Here is a 16,567-nt window from a genome sequence, read left to right on the forward strand (position 1 = left end):
ATTATTTTTTTAACCAGTTACTAGAAAAATCACAGTCTCTATGGTCTGCATTAATTTTAATGTAGGTATCCATGATTTTTTGATTTTGCCACTCGCCAATAGCTTTAAATCTTTTTTCTGTTAAAGCTAGCTCTTTAATTTTCAAATAATCACGAGAGTAATCTGCTTCGTGCTCATTTACTCTATCTGTAACTCGTAATATTTTAAATTTGATTTTTCCTGTTCTGTCTTGATCTTTTAAAACCAAGCTAATTTCGTCATCTTTTAAACTTTGAATTTGTGTATACAGTTCTGTATCCATTTTAGTTAATTCAAAATTATAATCTTGGGTTGCAGGGTTAATTAAGAATCCTCCTTCACTTCTAGTTTCCTTTTCGTCACTGTATTTTCTGGCTGCTTCTTCAAAAGTAATTTCTTCTTTAATTAATTGCTCACGAATTCCTTCTAATTTTTCTTTTGCTTCATTAATTGCTGCTGAAGAAACGCTTGGAATTAATAATATATGACGAACATCGTATTCTTGTCCTCTAATTTTTTCTAATTGAATGATATGGTATCCGAAATCTGTTTCAAATGGATCTGAAATTTCTCCTTCTTGTAAAGAAAAAGCAACATCTCTAAATTCTTTTACCATTAAAGGCTTTTCACGGTGTAAGGTATATAAACCTCCTTTTGCTACTGAAGCTTTATCATCGGTATAAAGCACTACTTTAGAACGGAAACTTGCTCCGTTTTCTAATACATCTGCTTTAAATTCTTTTAATCTGTTTATAACCTTTTCAATTTCCTCTGAAGAAACCTTTGGTTCTATAACTATTTGAGAAACTTTTAATTCTGTACCAAAAGTTGGTCTTTCATCTTTAGGAATTGCATTAAAGAAAACTCTCACCTCTTCTGGTGTAACTTCAATTTCATCAATAATTTTGCTTTGCATACGCTTAGCTAACTCATTGTTTTTATTGATTTGATACATTTCTTCTCTAAAGCTTTTTTCGTCTTCTTTTTTATAAAAGTCTAAAAGCTTTTGCATGTCTCCACCTGTCTGTGCTAAAAATTGTTGAATTTGATAATCTACATTCGAACGAATTTCTGCTTCAGAAACCTCAATACTATCTTGTACTGCGTGGTGTGCGTATAGTTTATTTTCTAATAAAGAACCAAAGATCTGGCATCTTGGAATATCTTCTGTAGATACTCCCTGGGCTTTCATTTGTAAAATGGTTTTATCAATGTCTGAGTCTAAGATAATGTGTTCACCAACTACTGCAGCAACTCCATCTACTTTTATGGCTTGTAAGGAATTAACACTATCTGTTACAGATATTGCTTTTACTTCTTCTTTTACCTCATCTTCAATAATCTCTTGGGCTGTGATTGTACCTGAGATTAATACTGCTATACTTAATATAAGTAGGTGTTTCAATTTATTTATAGATTTCAAATTGTTTGTTTTTAATTGCATCTTTTGTGATATCCTTTTCTAATTCTCTTATTTTCTGTAATTTCCTTTTATTAATGACAATTTGGTTTATTGTTGGTTTTACATACTCTAAAGGAGCAGTACTGTTTTGCAATAGTACATCATTAATTTGCATCAAATATAAACCTAATGAGTCTTTGAGTTGTATAAAATTAGATTTTTTTAACAATTGCTCACTATTTTCATAATTTATTGCTGGAATCTTATCTATTACTTGACTCCATCGTATCCAAATAGAATCATTTAAAGAATAAGATTTAAACTGGATAGAAATAGAATCTAAATTCCTTTTATCCGCTTCATTAAATCTTTTAAATTTCTTGGTTATTTCCTTTTCATCATCGTCTTGCATCTTCTTGTCTAGATTAATATATCTAAACTTTACAAGTTCTTCATTTAATTTAAACGCTTCTGTATTTTCAACGTAATAAGCTTCTGCTTCTTCCATAGAAACAGTAGTATCAATATCTCTATTTACCAAAGCTTCTAAGTATGCTTTAGAATATAAATCGTTTTTATATTGTTCTACCAATCTATTAAATTGGTTTAGTTTTTCTTCGTTTAAGTTTCGCTTTGCTCCTTGAACTAATAGTTGTTGCGTTGCCCAACCTGTAATATAGTTATTTATCATCATGGTGCTATCTTGTTTTGATACACCTTCTGAAATTAAATCTGCAATATCCTCTTTATACAAATAGGTTTCATGCACTCTTGCTACTGGAACTTTTTCCTCTGTTTTTTTTAAGTAATGACACCCACTAAGAACTAGTGAAATAAATAAAATTATTATGTAGGGCTTTAATTTCAAACTATTGGTTTAATTGATTTTTTACGGCTTTTAAAACGTCTTTATTTATAGAAACAACATATTTTTCTGCTAACGAAGTTAGCCATTTTTTTTCTTTTTCATCTTGAAAGTCGCTATCTACTCTGCCTTTTGCTTCCTCATAAGTCATAGTACTTTTAGGAAGAACCTCAACAACTTTTACTACAACGAAAGAATCATTATGATTGCATATTTTAGACACTCCTTTTTTAAACGGAAGGTTTTCTGGTAAAGCTTGATGATTCGCCTCCATAGTACCAGAAGTAAACAATACACGGACTTCATTTTTAGTATTCATTACTTTTTTAATGTCTTCAAACGTTTTACCTGCTTTAAGCAACTTAGCAACTTTGTTTATATCTTTCTTTTTTGCTGAAGAAGCCACAACTGCCTCTACACGCTCATTATAAAAATAATTCTTTTTGTTAGCATTATAGAATTCCTGAACCGCAATAGTATCTTGAGAAGCTGCTCTCCATATTTTACGTTCCATTAAGTCGAATAACAACAATCCGTCTCTATATTCTCCTAAAATATGGGCATAATCTTCATTTTCAAATTCTAATTTTTCTTCTTCGTAAGTAAGCAAGCTAGTCTCTAAAAAGTCTTTATAAGCGTTTTCCACTATATCGTTAAGCGAAAGATTTTTTGAAACCCTTCTTCGGCTTTTTAATAAGTAATTTGCAAAATCAGCATTCGTTATTTCTTTATTTTCTATCGTTAGAAAGATTTTATCTGCAGAAAAATCTTTAGGAGTTTCCCATTGGTTTTTATAATAATCATCATTTAATATGGAAACAAAATACGTTAGCCCGGCATCTGCATTAGAAATAGTATATCTTTCTTTTAATTTATTTACTCTTGAAGTACTAATTAATTTAGAACGACTATCTTTTTTTACCTTAGCTTCTAAAGTATGTTTTGCTTCTTCAAAAGTTGGTACTGCTATTTTGTCTAAAAGTTTTACAATATGCCAACCGAAACTAGTTTTAAAAGGTTTGGTACAAGCACCTATTTTATCTATAGCAAAAGCTGCATCTTCAAATTCTTGAGAACGAAGCTCTCCTCCAGAAAAAGGCTGAAGCTCTCCGCCGTTGTTTGCTGTGCTTTTATCTTCTGAAAATTGTTTCGCTAAAGATTTAAAGTCCTCTCCTTGTTGTATTTTTTTATAAATATCTTGAATTCTATCTTCAGCATCTTCCTTTTCTAGACCTACCATAATATGCGCCACTTTACGTTTTCCTCTGTCCTTTCGTTTATTATGAACTAAGACAATATGATAACCAAAGGAACTTTTAAAAGGTTTTGAAATCTCCCCTACTGGAGTATTGTATGCTGCATTTTCAAATTCATAAACCATTTTAAATCCTGAGAAATAACCTAAATCTTCAGCAAAAGTGGTTTCTCCGTCATGAACATCTTCTTGAACTTTTTCAAAACCTTCGTTCACAACGCGATCTCTTAATTTCATTAGTTTGTTATAAACCTCTAAAGTATCTGCTGGTTTTGCATCTTCATCTAATCTTATTAAAATGTGAGAAGCTTCAACTTCATTAGTTGTACGCTCATAAGCTTCATTGACCAATGCTTCGGTAACTTTATTATCAGCCAAATGACTTTTTGCTAATTGGCGTTTATAATTATTTAATTCTCTAATGTATTTTGGCAAAGTATCTAAACCTAAAGACTTAGCTTCTTTCAGTTTCAATTTATAATCTACAAAAAGCTTTAAATAAGCATCTATATCTTTTTGAGATTCATCTTTTACCAGATCTAAATTCTTATTAAAAACGCGAATAAATTCTGAAGCATAAACAGGATCATTATCTACAGTAAACAATACATCTTCATTCTTATTTTGTGCCTGAAAACTTATGGTAAATAGTAAGAAGAGAAGGATTGAAAAAAATTTCATAATCTGTATCTGTATTAATAGTTTAGATGCTTACAAAAATAGAAATATAAACCTATTTCACAAGTTGAATTAACAAAGCATTAATATGTTTATACAGGTATTTGTTTTTAATATATCTACTTTTGTTTTATCAGAATATAATAGAATTAAAAACAACACACCCAATTACCATGCGAAAACTAAAACTTATTTGGGATTTTAGAGGACCTGAAGCACTAAAAACCGCAGAGCATCACGTTATTCATTTAAAAGAATACAGCGAAAGACAAAGCAACAATGTTTACGCAATAGATCATGAAGTAATTAACGAAGTACACGTAATTGCTTTTATGGTTATAGACGAAGAAGACAAAATCTACTTTAGAGATAGCTTGAAACCACATAGAGGGGAATGGATGGATTCTTAAAGAGTTAGACACCTAGATTTCACAACTAATATAGCTTCATTTAAATCTTCTGAAAAAAATTACAAATACCTGTAACTTTTACCAAAATCAAACTACTTATAGTTTAACTAAGCCAACCATAAAATATTGAATAAAGAGTTAGAACATAATTTTGTTGAACAACTTGAGAAGCACCAAAATATTGTGCACAAGGTCTGTAGGTTATACACCAACAATAAAGACGCGCACAATGATTTGTTTCAAGAAATAACTATTCAACTATGGAAAGCATACCCTAAGTTTAGAGGGGATGCTAAGTTTAGTACTTGGATGTACCGAGTAGGTTTAAATACTGCTATAACACTTTATAGAAAAAGTAAACGCAGAGTTAGCACACAAGACTTTGATGCCGTTCAATTTAAAATTAAAGCAACGGAATATGATGATACAGAAGAAGAGCAATTAAAACTCCTATACAAAGCTGTACATCAATTAAATGACATTGACAAAGCACTTGTTTTTCTATATTTGGAAGACAAGAACTATAAAGAAATTAGTGAAACACTAGGTATTAGTGAAGTGAATGCAAGAGTGAAAATGAATAGAGTGAAAAACAAACTAAGAACCATTTTAAATCCGTAAAACTATGGATGAATTAGAATTATTAAAAAAAGACTGGAAGAAAGAGGATGCAGAACGATATCCTAAGCTTTCCTATGATGACATATATAGCATGATTTTAAAAAAATCATCTTCTATTGTAAAATGGATATTTATAATAAGTATTCTAGAGTTTGTGCTATGGACAATTATTTCTTTTGCGCTAAAAGATGCAGATTTCAATAAGAAATTCGACTCCTATCATGCTGAAAATATCATGATTCCTTTTATCATACTTGGTTATGTAGTTCTGGCATATTTCTTCTATAAATTCTATACAAACTATAGAAATATATCTGTTACAGATAATGCGAAGAAATTGATGGAAAACATATTAAAAACAAGAAAAACTGTAAAGCAATATGTAGGTTTCAACTTGATATATTTAACGGTATCAACCTTTATTGTTTTGGGTATTCAGTTTGATAGAGACAAGCAAATAAATACTTTAATAGAACAAGCTACAGCAAACGGTGAGTTGTTTAAATTCTACGCGACATCTATACTACTAACACTAGCAGCACTAATAATACTAATAGGTATTGTTTTAGGTTTCTATTATTTAATCTACGGAATACTACTAAAGCGCTTAAATAGAAATTATAAAGAATTAAGAAAATACGAAGTTTAAGATTCCTTATAACTCCATTTTCTTTTCTTATTCAACTCTTCGTGTATAGCTAATTCTTCTTGAGGAATTACCTTTAAAAACGAAGGATGTTGTTCTATAGCATATTCGATTTTTTCAACAATATCTGCAATCGATTCATTTTCGTAATCAATCTCTAAAGGTTGTTTGATTTCAAAAGTTTGCATGATATTCTTCTTCTTAATACGCAATCCTTTTTTATCAAAAGAACGTCTAAAGCCATCAATTACGATTGGCACAACTACTGGTTTATATTGTTTAATAATATGAGCAGTTCCTTTTCTAATAGGCTTAAAAGGAGTTGTGGTTCCTTGAGGGAAAGTAATCACCCAACCATCATCTAACGCTTTTCTAATATTAGAAATATCGCTCATTTTCACCTGTCTTTTAATATCTTCTCCTTTTGCTCTCCAAGTACGTTCAATACTTACAGAACCAACATAAGCTAATATTTTTGGTAGTAAACCTGCACTCATGGTTTCTTTAGCTGCAACGTAGTATATATTAAGTTTTGGATTCCATAAATAACTAATGTTTTTAATAGAATCATCTCTATTACTTAAACTAGCGTTAAATACATGAAACATAGAAACTACATCTGCAAAGTAGGTTTGGTGATTAGATATAAAAAGTACGTTTTTATCTGGTAAGTTTCTTATAATTTCAGAACCTTCAATTTGAAGTTCATTGAATCCACGAAAGCGTCTATGAGTTAACGCTCCTAATATGCGGATTAACCATTTTTTTATGAAAAGTATATGACCAAAAGGATTTCTCTTAAATAATCCCATAAATATTTTTATTGAAGTTAATTTACAAAAGTAATAAATCTAAAACTTTACAAGGCTTGTTTTAACAAGTCTTTTATCTCGCTTAGCATCATGGCAGTAGCTCCCCAAACCACATGATCATTCAGTTTAAATGCAGGAACTTCCACTTCTCTATTATAAGATGTTGACACCCTTTCTATTACCACATTTCTATCATCTAAAAATTGTTGAAGCGAAACCTCTAAGATATCTTCAACCTCACTTTCTTCTTTTACAAAATTGGGAGTATAATCGGTATAACCAATAAATGGGTGTACATAAAAATTGCTTGGCGGAATATACATTTGTGTTAATGCCTTAATCACCTTTACATCCTGCATAGGCATACCAACCTCCTCTTCGGTTTCTCTTAATGCGGTATGTTGCAAGGAAACATCTGTTTCTTCAACCTTACCTCCAGGAAAACCTACTTGAGCAGAGTGAACGCCTTTATAAGATTTTCGTAAAATTAAAACAAGCTTTGTTTCTTCTTCATGATCTGGATAAAAGAGCGCTAATACAGCAGACTGCTTTGCAAATTTAATCTTGTCTTGTTGCTTTTTAGCAAGTGCTGCTCTAAAAGGTGGCGACATTTTAAACTGCGATGCTTCGGCAGGAAGTGGCAGATTGCTTATTTTTGACCTTGCTTTTAAAAACTGATTAAAATTCATTTATGAGACCTGTATTATTTTTAAGTATTTCGTTACTATTTCTTAGCTGTAATAATAAAAAAACCGAAACTAATAATTCTTCAAAAGTAATTCAAAATACTTCCGAAGAAAAAAAAGAAGCTAAAAAAGATACTGTTATCGAGCCTGAAAGAGAGTTTCCGCTCTTAACCGATGACAATGCTATGAATTTCTTTTTAGAGTATGAAAAACACAATAAAGAAGACAAAGTAAGAATTACAACCGATTTTGGAGAAATAGACATTCTACTTTATGACAAAACGAAATTCCACCGAGCAAACTTTGTTTTTCTAACCAAGCAAGGGTATTTTGATGATACACAATTTTACAGAATTGTAAATAATTTCGTGATTCAAGGAGGTAACACAGACGACGCAAAAGTGAAACATAAAAGAAAACAAATAGGCAGGTATTTACTCCCAAAAGACACCAAGCGAGGATACAAACATGATAGGGGTGCAGTAAGCATGCCGAGTAGCGAAGTAGATAATCCGCATAAACTTGCTTCACCATACCAATTTTTCATTGTTCAAAAATCAGATGGTGCATATCATTTGGATGGAGATTACACTGTTTTTGGCAAGGTAATTCGCGGCATGGATGTGGTAGATGAAATTGCAAAACAAAAAACCGACAATGCCGAATGGCCTTTACACAATGTTTATATCAAGAAAGTGGAGATATTAGAATAATCAACAACTTTCAAATAACTAATTTGTATCTTTAAATCCTTAAAACAAACTATAATAAAAATGAAAAACAAACAGTATTTGCAACACGTAAAAGCATTGACTTTGTGCGTTTGGATTACGTTTACCAATTGCAAACAAGAAGAAAAACAAGAGGGAACAAATATGCCAGAAAATATATTACTACAAGAATGGACTGGTCCTTATCAAGGAGTTCCTGCTTTTGACAAAATGAAAGCAGCAGACATTAAAGATGCTGTTGAATTTGGTATTGAGGAAAGTTTGGCTGAAATGGATGCTATAGCAAACAATAGCGAAGCTCCAAATTTTAAAAACACTATTGAAGCAATGGAAGCTTCAGGAAAAACTTTAGACCGAGTTTTTACTTACTACGGAATTTTAAGTAGTAATATCTCTTCGCCAGAATTCAGAAGTATTCAAGCTGAACTTGCACCTAAACTTTCGGAGTATAGCTCTAAAATTGTTCAAAACGAAAAGCTTTTCCAACGTATAAAAACAGTTTATGAAGCTTCACAAGAAACACCTTTAGAAGCACAAGAGCAACGTGTAGTTGAGCTAACTTACAAAAGGTTTGAAATGAATGGCGCAAACCTGGATGCTAGTAAAAAAGAGCGTTATGCCGCTATTAACAAAGAACTTTCTACTCTTTACAACAAGTTTTCTGATAATGTTTTACACGACGAAGAAAACTATGTAACATACCTAACCGAAGACCAATTAGATGGTTTATCTGATGGATATATCAAATCTGCTGCTAAAACAGCTTCAGATAAAGGTCAAGAAGGAAAATACGCTATCACTAACACAAGATCCTCTATGGATCCTTTTCTTACCTACTCTACAAATCGTGAGTTACGTAAGCAAGTATGGGAAAAGTATTACTCTAGAGGAGATAATGGTGATGCATATGACAACAAAGAAATCATTGCACAAATATTAAAACTTCGTAAAGAACGTGTAGGTTTAATGGGCTATGATAATTATGCAGAATGGCGTTTACAAGACCGTATGGCTAAAAACCCAGAAAATGCAATGGATTTAATGATGGCTGTTTGGCCAGCTGCTATTGCTAGAGTTGCAGAAGAGGTTGCAGACATGCAAGCCGTTGCTGACGAAAGCGGAGATAAAATTACTATCGAGCCTTGGGACTACAGATTTTATGCAGAAAAAGTTCGTAAAAAGAAATACGACTTAGATAGTGATGAAGTAAAGCAATACTTACAATTAGATAAATTAACTGAAGCAATGTTCTTTACTGCTGGTGAGTTATTCAACTATAGCTTTACTCCGGTAGAAGAAGGATCTGTTCCAGTATTCCATGAAGATGTTAAAGTATGGGAAGTAAAAGATAAAGATTCTGGTAAACACATTGGTTTATGGTATTTAGATCCGTTTGCTCGTGAAGGAAAACGTTCTGGTGCTTGGGCTACAACTTATAGAAGCCATACTACTTTTGAAGGAGAAACAAATGTATTAGCTTCAAACAACTCTAACTTTGTTAAGCCTGCTCCAGGAGAAGCGGTTCTAGTTTCTTGGGATGACGCTACAACTTTCTTCCACGAGTTTGGTCATGCATTACACTTCTTCTCTTCTAATGTAAAATATCCTACTTTAAACGGTGGTGTAAGAGATTATACAGAGTTCCAATCTCAATTATTAGAGCGTTGGTTATCTACAGACGAGGTTATTAATAAGTTCTTAGTTCACTATAAAACTGGTGAACCAATTCCAGCTTCACTTGTAGCTAAAATCAAAAAAGCTTCTACCTTTAACCAAGGATTCGGAACTACAGAGTATTTAGCATCTGCTTTAATAGATATGAAATTACACCTTGCAGATCCAACAAATATAGATGTTGCTGCTTTTGAAAAAGAAACTTTAGCTGCATTAAAAATGCCTAAAGAATTACCAATGCGTCACAGAACGCCGCACTTCGGACACGTTTTCTCTGGTGAAGGTTATGCAACCGCATATTACGGTTATATGTGGGCAGATGTTTTAACTAGTGATGCTTCGGAAGCTTTTACAGAGGCTCCAGGTGGTTTCTATGATAAAGAAGTAGCAGACAAATTAGTTAAATACCTATTTGCTCCAAGAAACGCAATGGATCCTGCTGAAGCTTATAGATTATTTAGAGGCCGTGATGCAAAAATTGAAGCATTAATGAAAGACAGAGGGTTTCCTGTAAAATAAATAGGAACTTATAACTCTATAAAAAGAAAGCCTCACAAAAATTGTGAGGCTTTTTTTATTTATTATGATATACCGTTGGTAAACTAATTTTGAATTTAACTGCCAATAAGCGAATAACAATTACAACAATACCTGCTATAACAAATACTACATTTTCATCTATTGGAAATTTTCGTATTAAGAAATAAGTGAGTCCGCCAAGAATACAAGCTGTAGCATAAATTTCCTTTCTAAAAATCACTGGTATTTCGTTACATAAAATATCTCTTATTACTCCACCAAAACAAGCAGAAATAGTTCCTAATGCAATGCATATAATTGGATGCAATCCTACCGAAAGTCCTTTTTCAACACCAACAACAGTAAAGAAACCAATTCCGATAGTATCAAATAAAAACAAGGAGGTTCTTAAATAATTAATCTTCCTTCTAAAAAGTACAGCTAAAACTGCTGCAACAATAATTACATACGTATAGGTCATATTAACCATCCAAGATACAGGCGTTTCCCCTATAAGCACATCACGAAGCGTACCTCCTCCTATCGCTGTAACAAATGCAATTATGAGTATACCAAAAGGATCCATTTTTTTTTCCATTGCTACTAAAACCCCAGAAATGGCAAAAGCAATAGTTCCGATAATATCTATAATATAAAACATTTTTATTTTTTTAAATCCTTTTTGTTAGCTCTATTACTCTATATTTTTTGTGTGAAGTAATTGTAATCTTTAATAACAATTCCAATAAATTCTACCGGAGTTTCTTTTGGAGTTACTTCCATTACTTCAACTAGCCTATTATGCAGTTGTAATATAATATTATGTTGTCCGTTTCTTCTAGCGGATTCGTATAAGTTTTTAATGGTTTGCATTTCACTATCCTTAAAAACTGTTACTTGACTATAAGACGGCATATAATCTTCTTCAATTTCTTTCAGTAAAGTATCTTCTATACTAACTTTTCGTTTTTCGCTAATCACGGTTGTACCGGCTGCTATATCGCCTACTCTTTGTCCGTTTCCTTTAATTAAAATACTCAATACCGCAACTCCCCCACTAGTCAAACTTATATCTACTATTCTTAAAATCCATCTTACAAAATAGTTTGCAAAGCTTGCATTGCTTCCATCTAATTTTACTACGCGGGTTTTCATTACGTACTTCCCTAAAGTTTTTCCGTTCCAAAAAGTTTCTAGTAAAACATAATATAAAAAAGCAGGTAAAGACACTAGTAAATACAAAGCCCAAAGGTCTCTCATATCTACATCCATCTTTATCAAAAGGAGGTTAATACCTATTAAATAAACAAAAACAGCAACACTATCAATAATATATCCTAGTATACGATCTCCAAGTCCCGCAACATTTTGGTTAATAGTGACATTTTGAGCTGTTTCGATTTGAAATTCTTCCATATTTTCTTTTCTTTGATAGCAAAACAATAAGCTAAATGCGTGAAGCTGCTTTCGTAAAGCAAAATAAAGACAAATGGATACAATTTGAAAGGGTTCTCTCAAATAATATCCATGTTGATCCTAATGAGTTATCTGATTTGTATATCGAAGTTACAGATCATTTAAGTTATGCCAAAACTTTTTACAGCAAAAGTAATACCGAGCGGTATTTAAACCAATTAGCTTCACAAGCGCATCAAAAAATTTATAAGACAAAAAAGGAGTCTAAGAATAGAGTTATCACTTTTTTTAAAACAGAATTTCCTTTAATGTTTTACAAGCACCACCGCGAACTGCTTATTTCCTTTTTAGTATTTACTATGTTTATAGTTATTGGTGCTTTTTCTGCTGCCAATGAAGGGGACTTTGTTCGTTCCTTTTTAGGAGACGGTTATGTAAACATGACACTTAGCAATATAGAAAAAGGCGACCCTATGGCTGTTTATAAACAACAAGGGGAGTTTAATATGTTTTTAGGTATTACTATCAATAATATTAGAGTTGCACTCATGGCTTTTGCCTATGGCTTACTTCTAGGAATTGGCTCGCTTTATATCATGTTACAAAACGGTATCATGCTTGGAAGTTTTCAGTATTTCTTCTATGACCAAGGCTTGCTTTGGGAATCTGCTAGAACTATTTGGATTCACGGAACAATTGAAATCTCTGTAATAATTGTAGCGGGATGTGCTGGATTGGTTTTAGGAAATGGAATGCTATTTACAGGAACCTATACTCGATTAGAATCGTTTAAAAGAGGCGTGAAAAACGGATTAAAAATACTCATGAGTACCATTCCGTTTTTCATTATTGCTGGGTTTTTAGAAGGCTTTGTTACCAGACATACAGAAATGCCAGACTGGTTGGCTCTTCTAATTATTACTGCTTCATTAGGAGTAATATTATTTTACTACGTTATTTACCCAATAAAACTACACAAACAACAACTAAATCATAAACTAGCTATTAAACTAACTAACAAGGATGAAAAAATATATTGAATTAAAAAAACAACGAGAGCTTGGTGAAGTTTTAACCGATACTTTTGGCTTTATACGGGAAGAATTTAAGCCTTTTGTGAAAACCATATTTCAAGTTACTGGAATATACTTGGTATTGTTTTTAATTTCCGTTGCATTTTATATTTATTCTGCTGGAGGTATTTTTGATTTTCAATCAAACAACGACTTTAATGCTGACAATTTACCGCTAATGGTAGGTTCCTTTTTTCTGTTTATGATTTTTGGGTTACTTACCTATACACTAGCGGACGCCGCTGTTTTACACTACATAAAATCTTATTCTGAAAACAAAGGAGTTGTAAATTTAGAAGAAGTAAAAAAAAATGCTAAAGATAGTTTTTGGGGATTTTTAGGATTAAGCATCTTAAAATTCCTAACCCTATTTGTTGCAGTAATGCTATGTGTTATTCCTGTTTTTTATGCGATGGTGCCAATGTTTGTGGTTTTAGCTATTTATGTATTTAAAGGAAAAGATACGGGGGAATCTTATAGCTATAGCTTCAAACTAATTAAAAATGAGTATTGGATAACCTTAGCTACTATTATTGTCTTCGGGTTAATTATCATGGTTGCTAGTTACGCCCTTAGTGTACCTACAGCCATTTATAGCTTAATAAAAACAGGAGTTTTTTCAGGAGAAGTAGACCCAACTAATATGAAGATGTTTGTAGATCCTATTTATATTTTCTTAAATGTACTAAATTACCTTTTTAAGTTTCTACTTAATTTAATCTTAACTGTTGCTTCTGTTTTTGTTTATTTCAACTTAAATGAAAAGCAAAACTTCACTGGAACATTTGAGCGTATTGAATCTTTAGGAAAGATAGAATAATATATGCAACTTCTAAAAACCTTATTTTTTTTCCTCCTAACAACTACTTTGGTGATTAGTCAAAAGGACATGACGCCCATAAAAGTGGACGACTCTAATATTGAGGTAAAAGAAATAAGCAAGGAAGACTTAAAAGACTATTACAAAGATTCTAGTTTCGATTATACCGAAACCATTAAGAACGATAATTTCTTCGCTAAAATTAAGGTTTGGTTACGCAATATCCTCATCAAAATATTTGAATGGATATTTGGTACTGGAGCTGCTGAAGGAATAGTAAAATTTATATTTAACACTCTGCCTTATCTACTATTGGCCGTGCTTGTTTTTCTACTTATAAAACTCTTTTTAAAAGTAGAAACAAAAAACCTTATTGGCGGCAAAAAGAAAACAGCTTCTATAAGGTTTACAGAAGAAGAGCATATTATAAAAAATGAAGACATTAATGCTTTAATTGCTCAAGCTATTGAAAAGCAAGAATACAGAATTGCTATTCGTTACTATTATTTATTAGCCCTAAAAACACTAAGTGACAAAGAAATTATTAGTTGGAAACAACAAAAAACCAATGAAGATTATATTTCTGAAATTAAAGAACAAAGCTTAAAATCCAACTTTATTAAAATCACCAAAATATATGATTATGTATGGTATGGCGAATTTAATATAGATGCCATAAAGTTTGAAAACTTAAAAACAGCTTTTGAAACGCTTAACAAAAACCTTGCAGATTGAGTAAGAAAGGAAAAATATACATTACCCTAACGGTCCTTGCCATTCTCAGCATTGTGGTTTTAGAATATACAAAACCACAAGCGATTAATTGGTTTAAAAGCTATGCTTCACATCATAAAATACCTTTTGGTACATTTATTTTTCACGAACAATTAGAAAGGATTTTTGAAGAAGAAAATATCGAAGATATAAACATTCCTCCATTTCAGTTTTTAAAAGAAAATAAAGATTTTAAAGGAACCTATATTTTTATAAATAACAATTTAACTTTTGATACAGACGAACTAGACCTGCTTTTAAATTGGACCGCTAAAGGAAACACCTTGTTTATAGCTAGCGATAATTTAAATAGCAAGCTTCATGACACTTTGAATATTGAAACCTCGATTATTAGCAATTTTAAAAACATCGAAAACATTTATCAACTTCAGCTTAAGAACAAACAATTAAAACCAGAAAAGCTATACACTTTCGATAAAGCGCAGCAGGTTACCTACTATAAAAAATATGACTCTAAAAAGGCTAAAGTTATTAGTGTTATAGACAATGCAATCCAAGAAGATAATAAAACAGCAAAATTAAAGTATCCTAATACCCTCAAGCAAAAATTTGGCAAAGGAACCATTATACTTAGCACATTTCCGCAAGCCTTCACAAATTATTTTCTACTTACAGATCCTAACCAAAACTATACGGCAGGCTTAATATCGTATATGGATGCATCACAATCTATTTATGTAGATAATTATTATAAATCTGGTAAATCATTTTACACCTCTCCATTACATATTCTTCTAAACACAAAAGAACTTAAATGGGCATATTATACTATGTTAATCGCTGTGTTTTTATATGTCATATTTGAAGGAAAACGAAAGCAGCGTGCTATCCCTATTGTAAAACCTTTACAAAATCAAACTGTAAACTTTACTCGTACTATTGCTAATATGTATTATGAAAAAGGAAAGCATAAAGACATTAGCTATCATCAAATAAATCACTTTTTAGAATATATTAGAACGCAGTTTCATATACATACTACCAACTTAGACACTACTTTTATAGAACATGTAGCAGCACGAAGCAACAATACTATTGAAGATACTAAAGCACTTTTTCAAGTTATAAAAGAAATTAGTGCAAAAAAGGAAGTAACCAATACAGAACTAAAAAAATTAAACAAATTAATCGCCGATTTTAAATCTAAAAACAAATGGAAGAAAGCCAAGACATAAATTTTAGTAATAGAATTCCTTTAGAGGATTTAAAGCTAACCGTAGAAGAAATTAAGCAAGAATTAGGTAAAGTTATTGTCGGCCAAACAAACCTAGTGGAGCTTCTTATAGTTGCACTTTTAGCAGATGGTCACGTATTAATTGAAGGAGTTCCTGGAATTGCAAAAACCATAACAGCCAAACTTTTTGCCAAAGTTTTGAAAACTGATTTTAGCCGAATTCAATTTACACCAGATTTAATGCCTAGTGATGTATTAGGTATCTCGGTTTTAAATATGAAAAATTCAAAATTCGAATTTAAAAAAGGTCCTATTTTTTCTAATATAGTTTTAATTGATGAAATAAACAGAGCTCCAGCAAAAACACAAGCTGCTCTTTTTGAAACCATGGAAGAACGCCAAGCAACCATAGACGGAACTACCTATAAATTTGCAGCTCCTTTTATGGTTTTAGCTACGCAAAACCCAATTGAACAAGAAGGAACTTACGCCCTACCGGAAGCACAACTAGACAGGTTTATTTTTAAAATAAAAGTAGATTATCCTAATGTGGTGGACGAAATACGAATTATAGAAACACACCATAATCGTCAAGGAAAACAACCTCATACACTTATAAACACGATTTTAGATGCCAATAAATTAGCTGAATACAAAGAAAAAATTCAAGGCATTCTGGTTGAAAGTAAAATAATAAAATACATAGCAGAAGTTGTTTCAAAAACTAGAAATCATCCGCATTTATATTTAGGTGCTTCTCCAAGAGCTTCTATTGCAATATTAAATACAGCAAAAGCTTATGCGGCAATTAACGGTCGTGATTTTGTTATTCCGGAGGATGTTAAAAAAGCTATGGTCCCTGTTTTAAACCATAGAATCCTTTTAACACCAGAGCGAGAAATGGAAGGAATGACCACAGAACAAGTTATTGAAATGATCGTACAATCGGTTGAAATTCCAAGATAATATACA

General features: G+C 31.7%; 17 protein-coding genes. 10 read left to right on the forward strand and 7 right to left on the reverse strand.

The window, feature by feature from the left end:
- Nucleotide 1: 1 nt before the first annotated feature.
- The 3 genes from DU428_RS10290 to DU428_RS10300 are packed head-to-tail and all read right to left on the reverse strand — an operon-like array spanning nucleotide 2 to nucleotide 4,221.
- Nucleotides 2-1,462 carry a peptidylprolyl isomerase gene (locus DU428_RS10290; protein WP_113966310.1) on the reverse strand — a complete coding sequence of 487 codons (1,461 nt, stop codon included), beginning with the start codon at nucleotides 1,460-1,462 and terminating at the stop codon, nucleotides 2-4.
- The gene (locus DU428_RS10295) at nucleotides 1,425-2,288 is read right to left on the reverse strand and encodes a peptidylprolyl isomerase (protein ID WP_072350822.1); all 864 of its coding nucleotides are present in this window, start codon (nucleotides 2,286-2,288) and stop codon (nucleotides 1,425-1,427) included. The genes DU428_RS10290 and DU428_RS10295 overlap by 38 nt, the downstream gene beginning before the upstream one ends.
- Nucleotide 2,289: 1 nt before the next feature.
- On the reverse strand, nucleotides 2,290-4,221 hold the full coding sequence (locus DU428_RS10300; RefSeq protein WP_243633506.1) for a peptidylprolyl isomerase: 1,932 nt from the start codon (nucleotides 4,219-4,221) through the stop codon (nucleotides 2,290-2,292).
- 170 nt (nucleotides 4,222-4,391) lie between these two features.
- On the opposite strand from DU428_RS10300, the gene DU428_RS10305 reads away from it, so the two are divergent.
- From DU428_RS10305 to DU428_RS10315, 3 genes are all read left to right on the forward strand, one after another.
- On the forward strand, nucleotides 4,392-4,628 hold the full coding sequence (locus DU428_RS10305) for a hypothetical protein (protein ID WP_113966413.1): 237 nt from the start codon (nucleotides 4,392-4,394) through the stop codon (nucleotides 4,626-4,628).
- A gap of 126 nt (nucleotides 4,629-4,754) precedes the next feature.
- A complete protein-coding gene (locus tag DU428_RS10310; RefSeq protein ID WP_113966312.1) occupies nucleotides 4,755-5,249 on the forward strand; it encodes an RNA polymerase sigma factor in 495 nt (164 codons plus the stop codon).
- 4 nt (nucleotides 5,250-5,253) lie between these two features.
- On the forward strand, nucleotides 5,254-5,898 hold the full coding sequence (locus DU428_RS10315; RefSeq protein WP_113966313.1) for a hypothetical protein: 645 nt from the start codon (nucleotides 5,254-5,256) through the stop codon (nucleotides 5,896-5,898).
- Here the strand turns inward: DU428_RS10315 and DU428_RS10320 are convergent.
- The gene (locus DU428_RS10320) at nucleotides 5,895-6,707 is read right to left on the reverse strand and encodes a lysophospholipid acyltransferase family protein (protein WP_113966314.1); all 813 of its coding nucleotides are present in this window, start codon (nucleotides 6,705-6,707) and stop codon (nucleotides 5,895-5,897) included. The two genes, DU428_RS10315 and DU428_RS10320, sit on opposite strands and share 4 nt — an antisense overlap.
- Before the next feature lie 47 nt (nucleotides 6,708-6,754).
- Nucleotides 6,755-7,396 carry an NUDIX hydrolase gene (locus DU428_RS10325; protein WP_113966315.1) on the reverse strand — a complete coding sequence of 214 codons (642 nt, stop codon included), beginning with the start codon at nucleotides 7,394-7,396 and terminating at the stop codon, nucleotides 6,755-6,757.
- A gap of 2 nt (nucleotides 7,397-7,398) precedes the next feature.
- Between DU428_RS10325 and DU428_RS10330 the strand changes: the two genes are divergently transcribed.
- Both DU428_RS10330 and DU428_RS10335 read left to right on the forward strand, forming a co-directional pair.
- Nucleotides 7,399-8,106: a peptidylprolyl isomerase gene (locus DU428_RS10330; protein WP_113966316.1), complete on the forward strand. Its 708-nt coding sequence runs from the start codon at nucleotides 7,399-7,401 to the stop codon at nucleotides 8,104-8,106.
- 60 nt (nucleotides 8,107-8,166) lie between these two features.
- Nucleotides 8,167-10,317 carry a M3 family metallopeptidase gene (locus DU428_RS10335; protein WP_113966317.1) on the forward strand — a complete coding sequence of 717 codons (2,151 nt, stop codon included), beginning with the start codon at nucleotides 8,167-8,169 and terminating at the stop codon, nucleotides 10,315-10,317.
- Between the two features lie 55 nt (nucleotides 10,318-10,372).
- Here DU428_RS10335 and DU428_RS10340 read toward each other — a convergent pair whose 3' ends face one another.
- Both DU428_RS10340 and DU428_RS10345 read right to left on the reverse strand, forming a co-directional pair.
- Entirely contained in the window at nucleotides 10,373-10,978 is a 606-nt protein-coding gene (locus DU428_RS10340; protein ID WP_072350814.1) for a trimeric intracellular cation channel family protein, read from the reverse strand.
- Between the two features lie 38 nt (nucleotides 10,979-11,016).
- Nucleotides 11,017-11,733, reverse strand: a complete 717-nt coding sequence (locus DU428_RS10345; RefSeq protein WP_072350813.1) for an RDD family protein — start codon at nucleotides 11,731-11,733, stop codon at nucleotides 11,017-11,019.
- Nucleotides 11,734-11,768: 35 nt separating this feature from the next.
- Between DU428_RS10345 and DU428_RS10350 the strand changes: the two genes are divergently transcribed.
- From DU428_RS10350 to DU428_RS10370, 5 genes are all read left to right on the forward strand, one after another.
- On the forward strand, nucleotides 11,769-12,773 hold the full coding sequence (locus DU428_RS10350) for a stage II sporulation protein M (protein WP_113966318.1): 1,005 nt from the start codon (nucleotides 11,769-11,771) through the stop codon (nucleotides 12,771-12,773).
- On the forward strand, nucleotides 12,757-13,626 hold the full coding sequence (locus tag DU428_RS10355; protein WP_072350811.1) for a hypothetical protein: 870 nt from the start codon (nucleotides 12,757-12,759) through the stop codon (nucleotides 13,624-13,626). Before DU428_RS10350 ends, DU428_RS10355 begins: the two co-directional genes overlap by 17 nt.
- Before the next feature lie 69 nt (nucleotides 13,627-13,695).
- Nucleotides 13,696-14,361 carry a DUF4129 domain-containing protein gene (locus tag DU428_RS10360; RefSeq protein WP_083585065.1) on the forward strand — a complete coding sequence of 222 codons (666 nt, stop codon included), beginning with the start codon at nucleotides 13,696-13,698 and terminating at the stop codon, nucleotides 14,359-14,361.
- Nucleotides 14,358-15,596 (forward strand): DUF4350 domain-containing protein, encoded by a 1,239-nt coding sequence (locus tag DU428_RS10365; protein WP_072350809.1) that lies wholly within the window; start codon nucleotides 14,358-14,360, stop codon nucleotides 15,594-15,596. The genes DU428_RS10360 and DU428_RS10365 overlap by 4 nt, the downstream gene beginning before the upstream one ends.
- The gene (locus tag DU428_RS10370; RefSeq protein WP_113966319.1) at nucleotides 15,575-16,561 is read left to right on the forward strand and encodes an AAA family ATPase; all 987 of its coding nucleotides are present in this window, start codon (nucleotides 15,575-15,577) and stop codon (nucleotides 16,559-16,561) included. The genes DU428_RS10365 and DU428_RS10370 overlap by 22 nt, the downstream gene beginning before the upstream one ends.
- The last annotated feature ends 6 nt before the right edge of the window (nucleotides 16,562-16,567 follow it).

It is taken from the genome of Oceanihabitans sediminis (genome assembly GCF_003337215.1).
GTDB classification, from domain to species: Bacteria; Bacteroidota; Bacteroidia; order Flavobacteriales; family Flavobacteriaceae; genus Oceanihabitans; species Oceanihabitans sediminis.